This window comes from Micromonospora sp. NPDC047730, assembly GCF_043204765.1.
In the GTDB taxonomy this organism is placed as follows: Bacteria; Actinomycetota; Actinomycetes; order Mycobacteriales; family Micromonosporaceae; genus Micromonospora.
In genome coordinates this window covers 1-16,892 of record NZ_JBIDCU010000008.1, presented here as the reverse complement: position 1 = coordinate 16,892, position 16,892 = coordinate 1, and the positions used below count along the sequence as shown (strand labels likewise).

Sequence of the window (16,892 nt, the reverse complement as noted above, 5' to 3'; positions counted from 1 at the left end):
GATTATCGGACGCCGTTGGATCGGTGAACGGGACGAACCGGGAGGCGAGATGCCGTACTACCGCAGCGTCGGCGAGGTGCCACGCAAGCGCCACACCCAGTTCCGTCAGCCCGACGGCAGCCTCTACGCCGAGGAGCTGATGGGCCAGGAGGGCTTCTCCTCCGACTCGTCCCTGCTCTACCACCGGCACGCGCCGACCGCGATCGTGGCGGCCGAGGAGTTCGCCCCGCCGGCGTTCACCCGGGTGCCCAACCTGCCGCTCAAGCCCCGTCACCTGCGCACCCACAAGCTCGACGGGGCCGGCGCGGACCCGGTGCTCGGCCGGCAGTACCTGCTCGCCAACGACGACGTGCGGATCGCGTACGTGCTGGCGGACCGCCCGTCGCCACTGTTCCGGGACGCGACCGGCGACCACTGCCTGTACGTCGAGTCGGGCACCCTACGGGTCGAGTCGACGTTCGGCGTGCTCGACGCGGTGGCCGGCGACTACGTGGTCATCCCCACCTCGACCATCCACCGGCTGTTGCCCACCGGCGACGAGCCGGTCCGGCTGCTCGCCGTCGAGGCGGCCGGCCACATCGGCCCGCCCAAGCGCTACCTCTCCGTCCGGGGCCAGTTCCTGGAGCACTCGCCGTACTGCGAGCGGGACGTGCGCGGGCCGGACGCGCCGCTGCTGGTGGACGAGACCGACGTGGAGGTGCTGGTCCGGCATCGCCGCGGCTGGACCCGCCACGTCTACGCCCACCACCCGTTCGACGTGGTCGGCTGGGACGGCCACATGTACCCGTGGGTCTTCTCCATCCACGACTTCGAGCCGATCACCGGCCGGATCCACCAGCCGCCGCCCGTGCACCAGACGTTCCAGGGCCCGAACTTCGTGATCTGCTCGTTCGTGCCGCGCAAGGTGGACTACCACCCGGACGCCATCCCGGTGCCGTACAACCACCACAACGTCGACTCCGACGAGATGCTCTTCTACACCGGCGGCAACTACGCGGCCCGGCGCGGCTCCGGCATCGAGCAGGGCTCGATCTCGCTGCACCCCTCCGGCTTCACCCACGGCCCCCAGCCGGGCGCCGCCGAGCGCTCGATCGGCGCCGACTTCTTCGACGAGCTGGCCGTCATGGTCGACACCTTCCGCCCGCTCGACCTCTGCGACGCCGCCCGGTCCTGCGAGGACGACGGCTACGCCTGGACCTGGGCGCGTCGCCCCTAGACCGTCGTACGCGACAGAACGGCGAGCTCGGCGGCGGTGGCCGTGGCGATGGCGAGGACCAGCGGCCACGGGGTGCCGACCAGGGCGTAGAGCAGGATCAGCGCGGGCGCGGCGGCCGCCGCGTAGACGGCCAGGGCCAGCGTGCGGTCGGAGCGCAGCAGGCCGGGCAGGATGGTCCGGGTCAGGCCGGGCAGCCTGGCGGCGAAGCGCCAGACCACGAGGGCCCCGCCGAGCGCCGCGAACGCCGCCGCGAACCGGGACAGCCCGGCGCTGCCCGGCGCCATGCACGCGATCAGCACGGCGGTGACCATGGTCCAGCCCGCGCCGTAGACCACGAGCTGACGCAGGCCGGTCGAGATGGTGCGGCCGGAGTCGACCCGGCCGGGGCTCATCGCGGCGGCCTCGGCGAGGTGTTCCAGCGCCTCGCTCCAGCGCCGCTGCTCCAGCCGGAGCACCCCGATGTCGTGCCGGGCCTCCGCGAGCTGCGGGTCCAGCCGCAGCGCCTCGCGGTAGGCCCGCTCGGCCAGGTCGAACAGCTGCATGTTGGCCGCCACCAGCCCGAGCACCAGATGTGCCTGCGGGTTCTCGGGGGCGAGCTCCACCCCGCGCCAGGCCGCGTTCAGCGCCGGCTGCCCGTTGCGCGAGCCGGCCAGGATCGCCGCGGCGCTGCGCTGGGCGTACGCGTCGTCGGGACCCAGCGCCAGGATCCGGTCGGCGGTACGGGCCGACTCCGCGTACTCCTCCAGGTCGCCGAGGGCCAGTCCCCGGGCGACCAGCGCCGGGACGCTGTCCGGGGCGGCGGCGACCGCGGCGTCGGCGGCGGTCAGCGCCTCCTTGGGCCGGTCGGCCGCGAGGTGGACCCGGGACAGCATGGTCAGGGCCTCGGCGTTCGCCGGGTCCAGGGCGACCGCGTAGGAGACCTCGGCGGCGGCCTCGTCGTAGCGGCCCAGTTCGGCGAGGAGATGGGCGCGCTGGAGGTAGCCGTCGGCGGCGGACCGGTCGGAGGTGGCGTCGCTGGACATCGCGGCGAGCCTAGGCGGCCGGAGCGTCGTACACCAGGGCCACCGCGATGCCGGTGAGGCCCTCGCCGCGCCCGGGGAAGCCGAGGCCGTCGGTGGTGGCCGCGGAGACGGTGACCGGCGCGCCTACCGCCTCGGAGAGCACCCGCTGGGCCTCCTCGCGGCGCGGACCGATCTTGGGCCGGTTGCCGATCACCTGCACCGACACGTTGCCGATCGCGAAGCCGGCGGCCCGTACCCGGCGGGCGCTCTCGGCCAGCAGCGCGACGCCCGACGCGCCGGCCCACTCGGGCTGTCCCACCCCGAAGTTGGCGCCCAGGTCTCCGAGGCCGGCCGCGGAGAGCAGCGCGTTGCAGGCGGCGTGCGCGGCCACGTCCGCGTCCGAGTGCCCGGCCAGGCCGTCCTCGTCGGGCCAGAGCAGACCGGCCACCCAGCACGGCCGGCCCGCCTCGAAGGCGTGCACGTCGGTGCCGATGGCCACCCGGGGAACGATCATGCGACGAGGGTACGCGTCAGCCGCCGGCGGCCAGCAGGTGCTCGGCCAGCGCCAGGTCGAACGGGCGGGTGACCTTCAGCGCGTACTCCGAGCCGGGGACGCAGAGCACCGGGACGCCCTGCTTCTCGACCAGGCCGGCGTCGTCGGTGAGCGGGTCGCCGGCGGCGGCGTGCGCGGCGGCCAGCACCGCCCGGCGGAAGCCCTGCGGGGTCTGCACCGCCCGCAGGGCGGAACGGTCGACGGTGCCGAGGACGACCTCGCCGGCGCCGACCTCCTTGATCGTGTCGACCACGGGGAGCACGGGGATCACCGCGTCGTGCCCGGCGCGGACGGCCGCCGCGACGGACTCCACCAGGTCGGGCGGGGTCAGCGCCCGGGCGGCGTCGTGCACGAGGACGATCTCCGGGCCGGCCGGCACGGCGGCGAGGGCGGCGGCCACGGAGGCCTGCCGCTCGGCGCCGCCGGGCACCACGGTCACCGGGGCGACCGGGCCGAGCAGGTCGCGGACGGCCGTCACCTCGGCGGCCGGAGCGGCCACGACGATGGTGTGCACCGAGGGCGCGGCGGCGAGCCGGCGGACGGCGTGCACCAGCAGCGGTTCCCCCGCCAGCAGGCGCAGGGCTTTGGGCCGGCCGGGCCCCAGGCGTACGCCGGCACCGGCCGCAGGCACGAGGACCGCGACGTCACCGCACGGATTGAGCTGCGCGGTCACGTCGCGGTCCTCGGTGGTTTCTTCGCTACGAATCGGGTACGACGATGCTGCGGGGACTAGGCCTCGGTGAGCACCTTGTCGAGCAGCGTCTCCGCCTCGTCCTTGGTGCTCTTCTCGGCCAGCGCGACCTCGCCGACGAGAATGTCGCGGGCCTTGGCGAGCATGCGCTTCTCGCCCGCGGAAAGGCCCCGCTCCCGCTCCCGGCGCCACAGGTCGCGGACGACCTCGGCGACCTTCAACGGGTTGCCCGAGGCCAGCTTCTCCAGATTCGCCTTGTAACGCCGCGACCAGTTGGTCGGCTCCTCGGTGTGCGGTGCACGGAGCACGTCGAAGACCTTGCCGAGGCCCTCTTCGCCGACCACCTCGCGCACACCCACGATCTCGGCGTTCTCGGCGGGCACCCGGACCGTCAGGTCACCCTGCGCGACCCTCAGGACGAGGTATTGCTTAGGCTCGCCCTTGATGACCCGAGTCTCGATTGCCTCGATGAGTGCGGCCCCGTGGTGGGGGTAAACAACGGTCTCGCCGACACTGAAAACCATAGGTTCGAAACCCCTTTCGCTGTGTCTAGGGTAACACGCTCAGGCACCGATGTCTCACCGCTGTCCTGACCGTTGGCGCAGCTCAGAGGCCCTGTGAGAGGTATTTCTTCGGCTTGACAGACCATCAAACCGATGATTCAAACACGCTCCGTAACCTGTGGATGACGGGCCGGTACGAGTGACGCGAACGTCGAGATCAAGGGCTATGCGCTCCTCCCATGGTATCCCGCCGCCCGCGTACGCGCCCAGGTGTAGCGGTACGAGAGCCCGTGCGGGACGCTGGAGGTCGAGCCGCTGTCCGCTCACCGAGACGTCCTGGGGGTCCGATGGGCAAGCCCGACGCAGACGGCCCCGAACTACCCGACCTGCCGCCGGAGTGGGGCCGGGTGGTCGTGCCGGACGACGCCTCCGCCCTGGCGGCCGAGGCCGAACAGGTCCGCCGCGAGCTGCGCGCGCGGGCCGGTCACGGCGGCCCCCGCCGGGTCGCCCGGTCCCCGCTCACCCTGCCCCTGCTGGTCCTGCTGGTGGCGGTGCTTGCCACGGTCGCCGGCCTGATGACGGTCACCTGGCCCCGCTCCGGCCGGACCGCCCCGGGGCCCACCCCCGCGCCGTACGCCCCGCCGGCCGGGATGACCGGACGGCCGCTGCCGGCGCTGGACCTGGTCGACGCGGGGCAGTCGCCGGTGCCGCTGCGCGGGCTGCTGCCCGCGATGATCATCCTGGTCGACGGGTGCACCTGCCCGGACGACGTGGCCACCGCCGCCGCCCTGGCGCCCGCCGGGGTCACGGTCGTCACCGTCGCCGGGGACCGGCCCGTACGCGTCTCGCCGCCGCCCGCCGGGGCGACCGTACGACCGCTGGCCGACCCGGCGGGCGGGCTGCGCGCGTTCCTGCACCTGCCGCCCCGCCCCGGCGTCGCCGCCGCGCTGCTGGTCGACCGGGCCGGGATGCTGGTCACGGTGGTGCCCGAGGTGCGCTCCGCCGAGGACTACCGCGCCGACCTGGCCGGCCTCGCCGCCTGACCCGGCGCCCGACGTCTCCCCGGCGGCCCGGCGGCACCGGGGCACCGGGGCACCGGCGGTCAGGGCAGGCCGACCAGCTGCGCGTCCACGCGGAGCGGTTCGGCGTCGGCGGTCGACAGCGAGACCCGGAACGGCCCGCCCGCGGCGGTCAGCTCGATCGACACCATCGACCCGTCGCACCCGACCGTCGGGACGGGAACGGCGGCCCTGACCCGCTCGAGCACGACCAGCAGCTCACCCGGCCCCGTGCAGCGGTACTCGAGCAGGAAGCGGGTGGCAGCCTCACCGGCGGCCTGCTTGACCACCCGACCGTTCTCCCGGCCGAGCGTCGCCCGCTCCTGCCAGATCGTGTTCGGAAGGCGGCCGAGCCGAGGCGCCTCGGGATCGACCCGGACGCCGGCCCGCCCGCCGGAGTCGACCCGGAACGCGGCACCGGTGAGCGGGTCGACCCGGAACGCGGCACCAGTACGCGGCTCGACCCGGAACGCGGCACCGGTGCGCGGATCGACCTGGACGGTGGCTCCGCCGTCGCGGTCGCCGGGCAGGGCCCAGACGGAGACGCCCCCCTCACCGTCGACGGTCACCATCGAGGAGACGATGGCGTCACCGTTGCCGGGCACGTACCGGCTCTGCGCGGACGGGGCCGGCGCGCCGGCCGCCGGGCCGGTGACCGGCGCGCTGGTCTGCCACCACCAGCCCCCGGCGACCAGAGCCGTCAGGGCCGACCCGGCCAGCACCGCCGCGCGCAGCCGGTCGCCGGCCGCCGCGGGTTCCCGGACCGCCCCGGCGCGCGGGCCATCCGCCTCTGTCCACGGCCGGTCTGCCGCCTCCGCGTCCATTACCAGAGGGTAACCTCGGCGCGCCCGCGGCGTCGCTGTCAGTCCTGCCGTTCGAGAAGCGCGGCGTAGAGGGTCAGGCCCGGCCCGAACGCCAGCATCACCACCCGCCGCGGCGGCGACGCGGCCCGGCGCAGCCGGTCGAGGATCAGCAGCACCGTGGGCGACGAGCAGTTGCCGTGCTCGGCCAGCGTCGCCCGGGACGCCGCCAGCCCCTCCGGCGGCAGGGCCAGCTCCCGCTCGACGACGTTGAGGATGCGCGGGCCGCCCGGGTGCACCGCCCAGCCGTCCACCCCGGACAGCGTCGCGCCGTGCCGGGCCAGCAGGTCGTCGACCAGGCCCCGGACGTGCCGGGAGAGCACCTGCGGCACCTTCGGCGACAGCCCCATCCGGAAGCCGGTGTCGGTGACGTCCCAGGTCATGTGGTCGGCGGTGGAGGTGTCCGTGACCGAGGTGACCTCGCGCAGGGCGTACCCCCGGCCCCCGGGGACGACCACGGTGGCGACCGCGGCGTCCGAGAAGAGCGCGTGGGAGACGATCTGCTGGGTGTCCACCCGGGCGCTGGACGGCTGGATGTGCAGGCTGGTCAGCTCCGCGCAGAGCAGCAGCGCCGGCCGGCCGCGGGCGGTCACGAAGTCGCTCGCCGCGCCCAGCCCGGGCAGGGCCGCGTAGCAGCCCATGTGGCCGACGAACATGCGCTGCGTGTCCGGGGCCATGCCCAGGTCACGGGCGAGCAGGATGTCGAGCCCCGGGGTGGCGTACCCGGTGCACGAACAGACCACGAAGAGCCCGACGTCCCCCGCGGCCAGGCCGGCGGCCGTCAGCGCCCGGCCCACCGCCTCCTTGCCCAACGGCAGCGCCTCGACCTGGTAGCGGCGCATCCGCCGCTCCGTCGGCCAGTCGGAGACGTCCTCCAGCAGCGGGTTGACCGCAGCCTGGCGGCGGGTGACCCCCGAGTGGGCGAAGATCCGCTGCGCCAGCGCCCGCGTGCTGCCGGCGAAGTGCTTCGAGAAGAAGCCGTCCCACAACTCGTCCTGCGCCGCCGACGGAGGGTGTGCCGTCCCCAGCCCCGCGATCACCGGTACGGCCACGATGCCCACCTCTCGTCCGGCCCTGCGCAGCGGGCAGCCCGCCCCGCCGCCGTCCCCCGTGCCGGGGGCCGCTCCGTCCGCCGCCCCGACGGACCTCCCACGCTCACCAACGAGGGACCGATCCGTCGCGGTCCGGGTCGCCGCCCAACGCGGCGATGCCCAGCCAGTCGGCGCAGACGTCCGAGGTGGCCGGGTGCAGCGAGCCGCAGCGGGCATCCCGGTAGAGCCGCTCCAGCGGATGCCCCCGCCGGGTGGCGGAGGTGCCGGCCGCCTCCAGCACGGACGCCGCCACGTCGGCGGCGGTCGTGCCGGCGAGCAGCTTGGCCCGCCACACCCAGCGGTTGGTCTCCGCGTCCCCCGGCGCCTCGTCCACCCGCCGGGCGGCCTCGGCGACCACCAGGTGGGCGGCCGCCACGGCGGCGTCGGCCCGGCCGAGGCGGGACCGGACGGCCGGCAGGCCGGCGAGGTTGCGGGCGTTCAGGTGCTCGGCCGCCGCGTCGACCGCCGCCCGGGCCACCCCGACGTAGACGGCGGCGTAGCTGGCCACCAGCCAGTGCGGCATGAGCTGGGCGACCACCAGGGCCAGGCCCTCCACGCCGCCGAGCAGCCGGTCGGCCGGCACGGTCACGTCCAGGTGCAGGTCGTGCGAGGAGGTCGCCCGCATGCCGAGCGAGTCCCACGTGGGCTCGACGGTCAGCCCGTCCCCGGCCGGCACCAGGAACTGGGAGACCACCGACTGGTCGACGGCGCTGCGGGCGGCCACCAGGTAGCCGTCGGCGTGCCCCGCCCCGGAGCAGAACGTCTTGCTGCCCTTGAGGTGGTATCCGCCGTCGACCGGCTCGTAGACGGTGCTGAGCTGGGACAGCCGCGCGCCGGCGCCGCGCTCGCTCATCGCCACCGCGTACCAGGAGCCCTGGGCGGCGGCGGTGAGGAGCCGGTCCCGGGCGGCCAGCGCCACGTCCGGCACGCCGAGCGCCTCGGCCAGTTCCTCGGTCACCGCGCCGAGGGCACCGGTGACCGAGGCGTGCATGTTGAACACCAGGGCCGTCGCCCCGTTGCCCCGGGCCAGCTCGGTGGCGACCGCCGCGTACTCCGCAAAGGTGGCGCCCGCTCCGCCCAGCTCGGTGGGGACCATCAGGCCGAACAGCCCGGCCTCGCGCAGATCCCGGAAATCCTCGACCGGGAACGAGCCGTCGCGGTCGTGCTCGGCCGCCCGGGCGGCCAGCCTCGGTGCCAGGCGGCGAGCCGCCTCCAGCGCGTGCAGCGTCATACAGCCCCCTCCTCGGCCCTGTCCTACCCAGGGACCCGTTCCGCTATCCGCTCCGCGTGCCCCGCCCCTGGTAGAGCACGGCGGTCGACCAGGTCGGCACGATCCGGGGCGCCGCGCCGGCCACCGTCGGCCGCGGACGACCGACCACAGTGCCGCCCGGGTGGACGGCGGCGGGCGCGGCGGGCCGGTCGGCGGCGGTCGCGCCCGGACGGTCGGCGTCGGCACGGTGGGCACGACCGGCGGCCCCGACCCGGCGGGCCAGCCAGCCGAGCAGCCCGGGCACGCCCGGCCGGATCCCCCGCAGCCGTAGCCGGACGCCGTGCCGGGCGCACTCGGCGACGAGCGCCCGGGCGTCCACGAACAACCGTGGGTCGTGGATGCCCCTCGGCACGGTCGGCAGCCGCTCGGCGATCCGGACGGCCAGCAGCCGGCTCAGCGCCGTGTCGTTCAGCGTGTCCAGCACGAGCAGGCCACCAGGGCGGAGCAGCCGGCACGCCTCGGCCACCGCCCGCCGCCAGTCCGGCACGTGCTCCAGGATCTCGCCCGCGGCGACCACGTCGGCGCAGCCGTCGGCCAGCGGGACGGCGGTGACGTCGCCGTTGACGGCGGTCACCCCGTGCGCGGCTGCCTGTGCCAGGGCCGACCGGGTGAGGTCGACGCCGACGTGCCGGTAGCCCTTGCCGGCCAGGTGCGGGGCGAGCAGCCCGGCGCCGCAGCCGAGGTCGACCAGGAGGGCGCCGGGACGGGACGCCGGCGGCACGAGTGCGGCACGCGCCTCGGCCAACCAGTGCAGCATCGCGAACGCGCCGTCCGGACGCCACCACTCGCCGGCCAGGTCGTCGTACTGGCGCGGATCGTTGCGCGGCAGGGTGCGGCCCGCGTCTCGCATGGACCGAGCGTGGCACGACTGCCCGGTAACGACCAGACTTTCCTCATGTCGTCAACGGTGCTAGGGCTGGTCAGGGCGAGCCACCCGGAGCCGGCCGCCGCGGTCACCACCGTGGCCGGGCTGCTCGCCTGGGGCGCCGGGCACCGGCCGGCCGGCGTCCTGGCCGTGGCGCTCACCGTGGCGGCCAGCCAACTCGCCGTCGGCTGGGCCAACGACGCACTCGACGCGGACCGGGACGCCACGGTGGGGCGTACCGACAAACCGGTCGCCACCGGCGCGGTGGGCCGGCGCACCACGGCCGTGGCCGCGGCGGTGGCCGCGCTCGCCACCCCGGCGCTGGCGCTGGCCACGGGCCCGGCCGCCGCGCTCTGCGTCACCGTCGCGCTGGTCTCCGCGCTGCTCTACGACTGGCCGCTGAAGTCGACCCCGGTGTCGGTGCTGCCCTACGCGGTGTCGTTCGGGTCGCTGCCCGCCTTCGTCGTGCTGGCGCTGCCCGGGGCGCCGGCCCCGCCGGTCTGGCTGGTCGCCGCCGCGGCCTGCCTGGGCGCCGGGGCGCACTTCGCCAACGTCCTGCCCGACCTGGCCGACGACGCCCGGACGGGGGTCCGCGGGCTGCCGCACCGGCTCGGCCCGACCGGCAGCCGCGCCGCCGCCGCCGGCCTGCTGCTCGCGGCGACCGCCACCCTGGTCCTCGGGCCACCGGGGCGGCCGTCGGGCGTCGGCGTGGCCGCGGTCGCCGCCGCCGTCGTGGTGCCGTCCCTGAGCTGGTACGGCGGGCGCGGCGCCGCCCGGGCCGGAGGTCGGCCCGTGGCCGCGTTCCGGGCCGTCATGTTGATCGCCCTCATCGACGTCGTCCTGCTGGTCACGAACGGGCGGCTGGTCTGAGGTCCGCCCCGGGGAGTGGCATTCCCGGGTCGGCGTGCGGGGGCGGATCAGGCCCAACTACCCTGGAGCGCGGTCTGCGCGGGCATGGCCACCGTGCCCGGCGTGAGCACCGGGTGGGATCGTGACGAGGAGGACCGACGTGACGCGCTCGATCAGGGGTTCCCGGCGGGCGGCCCTGCTGCTGTCCGGGCTGGCCGCGGCGACCGGGCTGCTGCTGTCCGGCTGCGGCGCCGGCCAGATCGCCGAGACCGCCAACAAGGAGCCGTCGGTCCAGGGCGTCAACCTTTCCGCCCGCAACGGCGACTACGCGGTCCGTGGCCTGCTGGTCGAGTTCCCGGGCGTCGAGGGCTACAAGGCGGGCGCCAACGCCGTCCTCAACGCCGTGATCTACAACGACTCGAAGGAACCGGTCACCGTGACCGTGACCACCGACAGCGCCCGCGAGGTCGTGATCACCGGTAAGGGGGCCGCGGCCAGCCCGTCGGCGTCGCCGTCCGAGTCCCCGTCGCCCACCCCGTCGGAGTCGGTGTCGGCCAGCCCGGGCGCCTCGGAGAGCCCGTCGGAGTCGGTCAGCCCCGGCGCCCCTGAGAGCCCGTCGGCCCCGGCGAGCCCGGCCTCGCCCGCCGGCCAGCCGGCCCGGATCGAGATCCCGCCGCTGAGCTACGTGCAGCTCAACACCGAGGCCGACCGCGTCCTCCAGCTCATCGGCCTGAACGAGGCGCTGCGCTCCGGGCAGAACGTCATCCTGACCTTCGACTTCGGCAACGGCAACACGGTCACCGGCCCGGCGCCGGTCGCCGTGCCGCTCACCCCGGCCGCGCCCCCGTCGCAGATCGTCGAGCGTTTGGGCGGCTACGACGAGAACGAGGGCGGCGGCCACTGACCCTCCGCCCGCTGTTTCCGACGACACCGTCGGCGTGGTGACCACCACGCCGGCGGTGTCTTCGTCGTACGCGGGGACTAACGTCCCAATGTGACCACCTCCCGATCGACGTCCCCGCGCGCCGCCAGCGGGCGCGGCCGGGCGTCCAGCCGCGAGCCCCGACCGGCCTATGAGTGCGACGCCTGCGGGCACCAGCCGCCCAAGTGGGTCGGGCGCTGCCCCGAGTGCGGCGAGTGGGGCTCGGTGGTCGAGTGCACCGTCACCGGCCCGACCGTCTCCGGCAAGGTGGTCAGCTCGCGGATGCCGGCCGAGCCGGCCCGGCCGATCGCCACCATCAGCGCCGCCCCGGCGCGGGCCCGGCCCACCGGGGTCAGCGAGCTCGACCGGGTGCTCGGCGGCGGCCTGGTCCCCGGCGCGGTGGTGCTGCTCGCCGGCGAGCCGGGCGTCGGCAAGTCCACCCTGCTGCTCGACGTGGCCCAGCAGTGGGCCGCCGGGGCCGGCAGCCCGTCGCTGGTGGTCAGTGGCGAGGAGTCGGTCAGCCAGGTCCGGCTGCGCGCCGAGCGGATGGGCACCCTGCACGACCAGCTCTACCTCGCCGCCGAGAGCGACCTCGCCGCGGTGCTCGGCCACCTCGACGCGGTCAAGCCGGGCCTGCTGGTGCTCGACTCGGTGCAGACCATCTCCACCACCGGCGCCGAGGGCGTGTCGGGCGGGGTGACCCAGGTGCGGGCGGTCACCGCCGCGCTGGTCGCGGTCGCCAAGGAGCGCGGCATCGCCACCGTGCTGGTCGGCCACGTCACCAAGGACGGCCAGGTCGCCGGCCCCCGGGTGCTGGAGCACCTGGTCGACGTGGTGCTGCACTTCGAGGGCGACAAGCACTCCTCCCTGCGCATGGTGCGCGGCGTGAAGAACCGCTTCGGCGCCGCCGACGAGGTGGGCTGCTTCGAGATGCACGAGGGCGGCATCAGCAGCCTGGCCGACCCGTCCGGGCTGTTCCTGACCCGCTACGCGGAGCCGGTCCCGGGCACCTGCGTCACGGTGGCGATGGAGGGCCGCCGGGCGCTGGTAACCGAGGTGCAGGCCCTGATCGGCGCGACGGTGGCCGGGTCGCCCCGGCGCACCGTCTCCGGGCTCGACTCGGCCCGGCTCGCGATGGTGCTGGCCGTGCTTCAGCGCCGCACCGAGCGGCTGACCCTGCACGACCGGGAGGTCTTCGCGGCCACCGTCGGCGGCATCCGGGTGGTGGAGCCGGCGGCCGACCTGGCGGTCGCCCTGGCCGTCGCCTCGGGCGGGCTCAACCTCGCCATCGCGCCCCACCTGGTGGCGATCGGCGAGGTCGGGCTCACCGGCGAGGTGCGCCGGGTCGGCGCGGTGCCGCGCCGGCTGGCCGAGGCGGCGCGGCTCGGGTTCCGGCTCGCGCTGGTGCCGACCGGGTGCGGGCCCGAGAGCACCGGCGTGACCCCCGGGGGGATGCGCGTGATCGAGGTCACCGACGTACGGTCGGCGCTCCAGGCCGTCGCCCGCGCGTCGGCGGAGTGAGCGGCGATGGCCGGGCGACGGGACCGCCGGGGCGATACCGGACAGCCGGGCCGCCGGCCCCCGGTCCGGGCGACGTGGGGCATCGCGACACATCACAGTAACCACGACAGCACCCACCGCAGGGCAGTCCGTAGACTGTGCCCGTGCCGATCGACCGCGATACCACCAAGCCTGCCGGCGCGACGCCCCACGCCCGCACCGGCGCCGTGGGCTCGCCCGCCCGCCCGATCAGCGTGAGCGTGACCGGTGGCGGCGGGGGTGCCGGTGACCCGCTGCGGGCCAACCTGGCACTGATGGCCCCGGGCACGGCGCTGCGCGACGGCCTCGAGCGGATCCTGCGCGGCCGCACGGGCGCGCTGATCGTCCTGGGCTACGACAAGGTCGTCGAGGGGCTCTGCACCGGCGGGTTCCCACTCGACGTCGAGTTCTCCGCCACCCGCGTCCGCGAGCTGTGCAAGATGGACGGCGCGGTCGTGCTTTCCAGCGACGGCACCCGCATCGTCCGGGCGGCCGTGCATCTGATGCCCGACCCGAGCATCCCCACCGAGGAGTCCGGCACCCGACACCGCACCGCCGAGCGGGTCGCCCGGCAGACCGGCTACCCGGTGATCTCGGTGAGCCAGTCCATGCGGATCATCAGCCTCTACGTGAACGGTCAGCGGCACGTGCTGGACGACTCGGCGGCGATCCTGTCCCGCGCCAACCAGGCGCTCGCCACGCTGGAGCGCTACAAGCTCCGGCTGGACGAGGTCTCCGGGACCCTCTCCGCGTTGGAGATCGAGGACCTGGTCACCGTACGGGACGCGGTCGCGGTGGTGCAGCGGCTGGAGATGGTCCGCCGGATCGCCGACGAGATCGCGGGCTACGTGGTGGAGCTGGGCACCGACGGCCGCCTGCTGGCCCTCCAGCTCGACGAGCTGATGGCCGGGGTCGATGCCGACCGCACCCTGGTCATCCGGGACTACCTCCCGGCCGGCCGGAAGTCCCGCACCCTCGACGAGGCGCTGGTCGAGCTGGACCTGCTCGGCGCGACCGAGCTGATCGACCTGGTCTCCGTCGCCAAGGCGATCGGCTACCCGGCCGCCTCCGACGCGCTGGACGCGGCGGTCAGCCCGCGCGGCTTCCGGCTGCTCGCCAAGGTGCCCCGGCTGCCGGCGGCCGTGGTCGACCGCCTCGTCGTGCACTTCGGCAGCCTCCAGCGCCTGCTCGGCGCCACGGTGGAGGATCTCCAGGCCGTGGAGGGGGTCGGCGACGCCCGCGCCCGCGGCGTCCGGGAGGGGCTGTCCCGGCTCGCCGAGGCGTCCATCCTGGAGCGCTACGTCTGACCCGGGCCGCTCGGCCGGCCGCTCAGCCGTCGGTTACGGTGAGCTTCACCGGCTCGCTGAGCTTGGTGCCCACCCGGGCGAAGACCTGGTACGTCCCGGCGGGCGGGTTCGGGCCCGCCGCCACCCCGTTGGCGCACTTGCTGCTGTCGCGGCCGTTCCAGCCCACCTGGTAGGAGCGCTCGAAGCCCGGCGTGAAGGACTGCACGTCGGAGCCCTTGCCGGTGCCGCAGGTGTCGGACGACCAGATCTTCTCGGCCCCCGACTTGATGAACAGCTCCTGCTCGTCGGCGCCGACGTCGCGGCTGCACGTCCGCTCGGACCGGTTCTTCACCTTCAGCTGGAGGTCCACCACGGCCCCGCGGACCACCGACGCGGGCAGGGCCACCGGCGTCACGGTGATCTCGGCGTCCGTGCAGGCGCCGTCGCCGGCGGCCGGCACGACCGGCGCCGCCGGCGGCGTGTCGGTGGTGGTCGGGCCACCCGACGGGTCGGCGGCGCCCGGGTCGCCCGACGCGCCCGGCGAGGGCCCGCCGGTCTGCGGGCTGAGCACCGGGCCGGTGGGTCCCGGTGTCGCACCGGGCGACGTCGCGCCCGACGCGGGCTGCGCGTCGCCGCTGTTGTCGGCCTTCCGGTCCGAACCGGTGCACGAATAGAGCAGGACAATCAGGAAGAGAAGCCCCGCTCCGAGCACGACGGCGCGACGCCGCCAGTAAACGGCGGGTGGCAGGGGGCCGACCGTCAGACGCATGATGCCCCCACCGTAGCGGCGCGGGGCTCGGCAGCCCGGCGCGACGCGCCGAGGTGTCCGCAGCTCACCGTTCCCACCTTCCACATGCGACGGTCATGTCCGCCGACGGTGTCCCGCCGGCGACCCAGGGGCGCGGGTCAGAGATACACCTTGCGCTGGTAGATGGCGTGGGCGCCGGCAACCCGGTCCAGGAAGAGCAGACCCGCACAGTGGTCGATCTCGTGCTGCAGGGCCCGCGCCTCGAACCCGTCGGTCACCAGCCGTACGGGCTTGCCGCTGCCGGGCAGCACGCCCTCCACCACCAGCCGGCTGGCCCGCTTCACGTCGCCGGTGAGGTCGGGCACCGACATGCACCCCTCCCGGGCCACCTTCCACCGGCTCGCCTCGACGACCCGGGCGTTGCACAGCACGAAGGTGCCGTGCACGGTGACCGCCTTCGGATGGCCGGTCACGTCGACCGCGAAGACCTGCGCGCCCACGCCGATCTGCGGGGCGGCCAGCCCGACGCAGCCCGGCGACACCCGCATGGTGGCGACCAGGTCGGCCGCCAGGCGTACGGTCTCCTCGGCCGTCGGGTCGACCTCGCCGCCGTGCCGGCTGAGCACCTGGTCGGGGGCGGACACCACCGGCCGCACCTCCCCCGGCGCGTCCAGTGACTCCGGGGTCCAGTCGCCGAGGCCGGCGTACGCCTCGCTCTCCGGGGCGCGCTCGTCGCCGGTCACAGCAGATCCGGGTCGGCCGGGCGGAGGGTCACCCCGACACCCAGGTCGGCGGCGGTCGACGCGAGCCGGCCGGCCACCTCGTCGGCCGTGCCGGGCGGCAGGTCCACCTCGGCGACCACCACGTAGAGCGACCCGGTCAGCCGGGTGCTCAGGTCGGTGACGTTGCCGCCGGCGTCGGCGAGCACGCGGGTCATCGCCGCGACGATGCCCATCCGGTCCGCGCCGTGCACCGCCATCACGTACGGCTCGCCGGCCGGAGCCGTCTCGCCGTCGGGGGTGACCTCGCGTACGGTCGCCAGCAGCTGGCCGTCGGCGGAGAGCGGCGCGAGCGCGGCCTCGACGTCGGCGGCGGCCGGGCCCACGCAGACCAGGGTCATCGCGAAGTGCCCCCGCAGCCGGGTCATCGTGCTGTCGGTGAGGTTCGCGCCGAGCCGGGCGAGCACCTCGGCGACGTCGGCCACGATGCCCGGCCGGTCCCGGCCGATGACGGTGATCGCGAGCTCGTTCATCCGGGCATTCTGCCCGATCCGCCGCGCGCCGCCGCAGCGCCCCGCCCAGGTCGCCCAGCCAGCGGGACGGTACGGCCGAGCCGCGAGCCCGCCGCCCGCGCCGCGTCGGGGGCGCGGCGCGTGACATCATCGGCGGCGCGATGTCTGAGCCCACTTTCGCCACCCTGGTCAGCCGGTGGTACGAGGAGAACGCCCGCGACCTGCCGTGGCGGAAGCCCGACGTCACCCCGTGGGCGATCCTGGTCAGCGAGGTCATGCTGCAGCAGACGCCCGTCGTGCGGGTGCTGCCCGCCTGGGCGGCGTGGCTGGACCGCTGGCCCGACCCGGCCGCGCTCGCGGCGGACAGACCGGCGGAGGCGATCCGGATGTGGGGACGGCTCGGCTACCCCCGCCGGGCGGTACGGCTGCGGGACTGCGCCGTCGCGATCGTCGAGCGGCACGGCGGTCAGGTCCCGGACCGGCTGGACCAGTTGCTGGCCCTGCCGGGCGTCGGGACGTACACGGCCCGGGCGGTGGCCGCGTTCGCGTACGGTCAGCGACACCCGGTGGTCGACACCAACGTACGGCGGGTGGTCTGCCGGGCGATCGCCGGCGAGCCGGATGCCGGCCCGGCCACCCGTCCGGCCGATCTGGTGGCCACCGAGGAACTGCTGCCCGTCGAGCCGGCCGCCGCCGCGCTTGCCAGCGCGGCCTTCATGGAGCTGGGTGCGGTGATCTGCACCGCCCGCTCGCCCCGCTGCGGAAGCTGCCCCGTCGAGGCGGTCTGCGCCTGGCGGGCGTCCGGCCAGGAGGCCCCCGCCGGCCCGAGCCGACGCCCCCAGCGGTACGCCGGCACGGACCGCCAGGTGCGCGGGCTGCTCCTCGGCGTGCTCCGGGAGGCGACCGGCCCGGTGCCGCACCAGCGTCTCGACCAGGTGTGGGCCGACGACGTGCAGCGGGCCCGGGCGCTCACCGGGCTGGTGGGGGACGGCCTCGTGGAGCCGGTGGGCGAATCGTCGTTCCGCCTCGTCGGCGACGGCCCACCGGTCCCCGGCGTGCGCCTCGGGGCATGACGAGAGGGCCGGCCCCGTTCGGGGCCGGCCCTTGTCGTTGGTGGTGGTGGTGGGATCAGGCGGCGTAGCCGCGGGTGGCGATCCAGTCGGCGAGGGCCTCGGTGGTGATCCAGTAGGAGGCCTGGGCGGGGTCGGC

Annotated in this window: 18 protein-coding genes and 1 pseudogene; 7 read left to right on the top strand and 12 right to left on the bottom strand. The window is 75.5% G+C overall.

Going from position 1 to position 16,892, the window contains the following annotated elements:
* Nucleotides 1-49 precede the first annotated feature (49 nt).
* A complete protein-coding gene (locus tag ACGF5G_RS19310) occupies nucleotides 50-1,216 on the top strand; it encodes a homogentisate 1,2-dioxygenase (RefSeq protein WP_393264501.1) in 1,167 nt (388 codons plus the stop codon).
* Here the strand turns inward: ACGF5G_RS19310 and ACGF5G_RS19305 are convergent.
* Genes ACGF5G_RS19305 through ACGF5G_RS19290 form a run of 4 tightly spaced genes read right to left on the bottom strand, consistent with a single transcriptional unit; the run spans nucleotide 1,213 to nucleotide 3,985 of the window.
* Entirely contained in the window at nucleotides 1,213-2,238 is a 1,026-nt protein-coding gene (locus ACGF5G_RS19305; RefSeq protein WP_393264499.1) for a tetratricopeptide repeat protein, read from the bottom strand. The two genes, ACGF5G_RS19310 and ACGF5G_RS19305, sit on opposite strands and share 4 nt — an antisense overlap.
* A 10-nt stretch (nucleotides 2,239-2,248) precedes the next feature.
* Complete coding sequence (ispF, locus tag ACGF5G_RS19300) at nucleotides 2,249-2,731, bottom strand: 2-C-methyl-D-erythritol 2,4-cyclodiphosphate synthase (RefSeq protein ID WP_393264496.1); 483 nt, start codon at nucleotides 2,729-2,731, stop codon at nucleotides 2,249-2,251.
* Between the two features lie 16 nt (nucleotides 2,732-2,747).
* The gene (ispD, locus tag ACGF5G_RS19295; protein ID WP_357463422.1) at nucleotides 2,748-3,443 is read right to left on the bottom strand and encodes a 2-C-methyl-D-erythritol 4-phosphate cytidylyltransferase; all 696 of its coding nucleotides are present in this window, start codon (nucleotides 3,441-3,443) and stop codon (nucleotides 2,748-2,750) included.
* Between the two features lie 56 nt (nucleotides 3,444-3,499).
* Nucleotides 3,500-3,985: a CarD family transcriptional regulator gene (locus tag ACGF5G_RS19290; RefSeq protein WP_007073334.1), complete on the bottom strand. Its 486-nt coding sequence runs from the start codon at nucleotides 3,983-3,985 to the stop codon at nucleotides 3,500-3,502.
* 326 nt (nucleotides 3,986-4,311) lie between these two features.
* Here ACGF5G_RS19290 and ACGF5G_RS19285 point away from each other — a divergent pair, with 326 nt between their 5' ends.
* On the top strand, nucleotides 4,312-5,007 hold the full coding sequence (locus ACGF5G_RS19285; RefSeq protein WP_393264494.1) for a hypothetical protein: 696 nt from the start codon (nucleotides 4,312-4,314) through the stop codon (nucleotides 5,005-5,007).
* Nucleotides 5,008-5,066: 59 nt separating this feature from the next.
* Here the strand turns inward: ACGF5G_RS19285 and ACGF5G_RS19280 are convergent, their stop codons facing one another.
* From ACGF5G_RS19280 to ACGF5G_RS19265, 4 genes are all read right to left on the bottom strand, one after another.
* Entirely contained in the window at nucleotides 5,067-5,846 is a 780-nt protein-coding gene (locus ACGF5G_RS19280) for a hypothetical protein (RefSeq protein WP_393264491.1), read from the bottom strand.
* Nucleotides 5,847-5,884: 38 nt separating this feature from the next.
* The gene (locus ACGF5G_RS19275) at nucleotides 5,885-6,934 is read right to left on the bottom strand and encodes a type III polyketide synthase (RefSeq protein ID WP_393264488.1); all 1,050 of its coding nucleotides are present in this window, start codon (nucleotides 6,932-6,934) and stop codon (nucleotides 5,885-5,887) included.
* Nucleotides 6,935-7,037: 103 nt separating this feature from the next.
* Complete coding sequence (locus tag ACGF5G_RS19270) at nucleotides 7,038-8,204, bottom strand: acyl-CoA dehydrogenase family protein (protein WP_393264487.1); 1,167 nt, start codon at nucleotides 8,202-8,204, stop codon at nucleotides 7,038-7,040.
* Nucleotides 8,205-8,247: 43 nt separating this feature from the next.
* Entirely contained in the window at nucleotides 8,248-9,093 is an 846-nt protein-coding gene (locus tag ACGF5G_RS19265) for a methyltransferase domain-containing protein (RefSeq protein ID WP_393264484.1), read from the bottom strand.
* Between the two features lie 45 nt (nucleotides 9,094-9,138).
* Here ACGF5G_RS19265 and ACGF5G_RS19260 point away from each other — a divergent pair, with 45 nt between their 5' ends.
* The 4 genes from ACGF5G_RS19260 to disA all read left to right on the top strand — a co-directional run bounded on the left by ACGF5G_RS19260 (nucleotide 9,139) and on the right by disA (nucleotide 13,725).
* Nucleotides 9,139-9,978: a UbiA family prenyltransferase gene (locus ACGF5G_RS19260; RefSeq protein WP_393264482.1), complete on the top strand. Its 840-nt coding sequence runs from the start codon at nucleotides 9,139-9,141 to the stop codon at nucleotides 9,976-9,978.
* A 139-nt stretch (nucleotides 9,979-10,117) separates the two neighbouring features.
* Entirely contained in the window at nucleotides 10,118-10,861 is a 744-nt protein-coding gene (locus ACGF5G_RS19255; protein WP_393264479.1) for a hypothetical protein, read from the top strand.
* Between the two features lie 90 nt (nucleotides 10,862-10,951).
* Nucleotides 10,952-12,400, top strand: coding sequence for a DNA repair protein RadA (gene radA / locus ACGF5G_RS19250; protein ID WP_393264476.1), 1,449 nt, complete (start codon nucleotides 10,952-10,954; stop codon nucleotides 12,398-12,400).
* Between the two features lie 143 nt (nucleotides 12,401-12,543).
* The gene (disA, locus tag ACGF5G_RS19245) at nucleotides 12,544-13,725 is read left to right on the top strand and encodes a DNA integrity scanning diadenylate cyclase DisA (RefSeq protein ID WP_393264474.1); all 1,182 of its coding nucleotides are present in this window, start codon (nucleotides 12,544-12,546) and stop codon (nucleotides 13,723-13,725) included.
* Nucleotides 13,726-13,747: 22 nt separating this feature from the next.
* On the opposite strand, the gene ACGF5G_RS19240 is transcribed toward disA, so the two are convergent.
* From ACGF5G_RS19240 to ACGF5G_RS19230, 3 genes are all read right to left on the bottom strand, one after another.
* The gene (locus ACGF5G_RS19240; protein WP_393264472.1) at nucleotides 13,748-14,473 is read right to left on the bottom strand and encodes a hypothetical protein; all 726 of its coding nucleotides are present in this window, start codon (nucleotides 14,471-14,473) and stop codon (nucleotides 13,748-13,750) included.
* Between the two features lie 137 nt (nucleotides 14,474-14,610).
* Nucleotides 14,611-15,195 carry a peptide deformylase gene (locus tag ACGF5G_RS19235; RefSeq protein WP_357463450.1) on the bottom strand — a complete coding sequence of 195 codons (585 nt, stop codon included), beginning with the start codon at nucleotides 15,193-15,195 and terminating at the stop codon, nucleotides 14,611-14,613.
* On the bottom strand, nucleotides 15,192-15,704 hold the full coding sequence (locus ACGF5G_RS19230; RefSeq protein WP_350686636.1) for an ACT domain-containing protein: 513 nt from the start codon (nucleotides 15,702-15,704) through the stop codon (nucleotides 15,192-15,194). Before ACGF5G_RS19230 ends, ACGF5G_RS19235 begins: the two co-directional genes overlap by 4 nt.
* Nucleotides 15,705-15,844: 140 nt before the next feature.
* On the opposite strand from ACGF5G_RS19230, the gene ACGF5G_RS19225 reads away from it, so the two are divergent.
* On the top strand, nucleotides 15,845-16,756 hold the full coding sequence (locus ACGF5G_RS19225; protein WP_393264469.1) for an A/G-specific adenine glycosylase: 912 nt from the start codon (nucleotides 15,845-15,847) through the stop codon (nucleotides 16,754-16,756).
* Nucleotides 16,757-16,811: 55 nt separating this feature from the next.
* On the opposite strand, the pseudogene ACGF5G_RS19220 reads toward ACGF5G_RS19225, so the two are convergent.
* A pseudogene (locus tag ACGF5G_RS19220) lies at nucleotides 16,812-16,892 on the bottom strand (phytochelatin synthase); the annotation flags it as partial.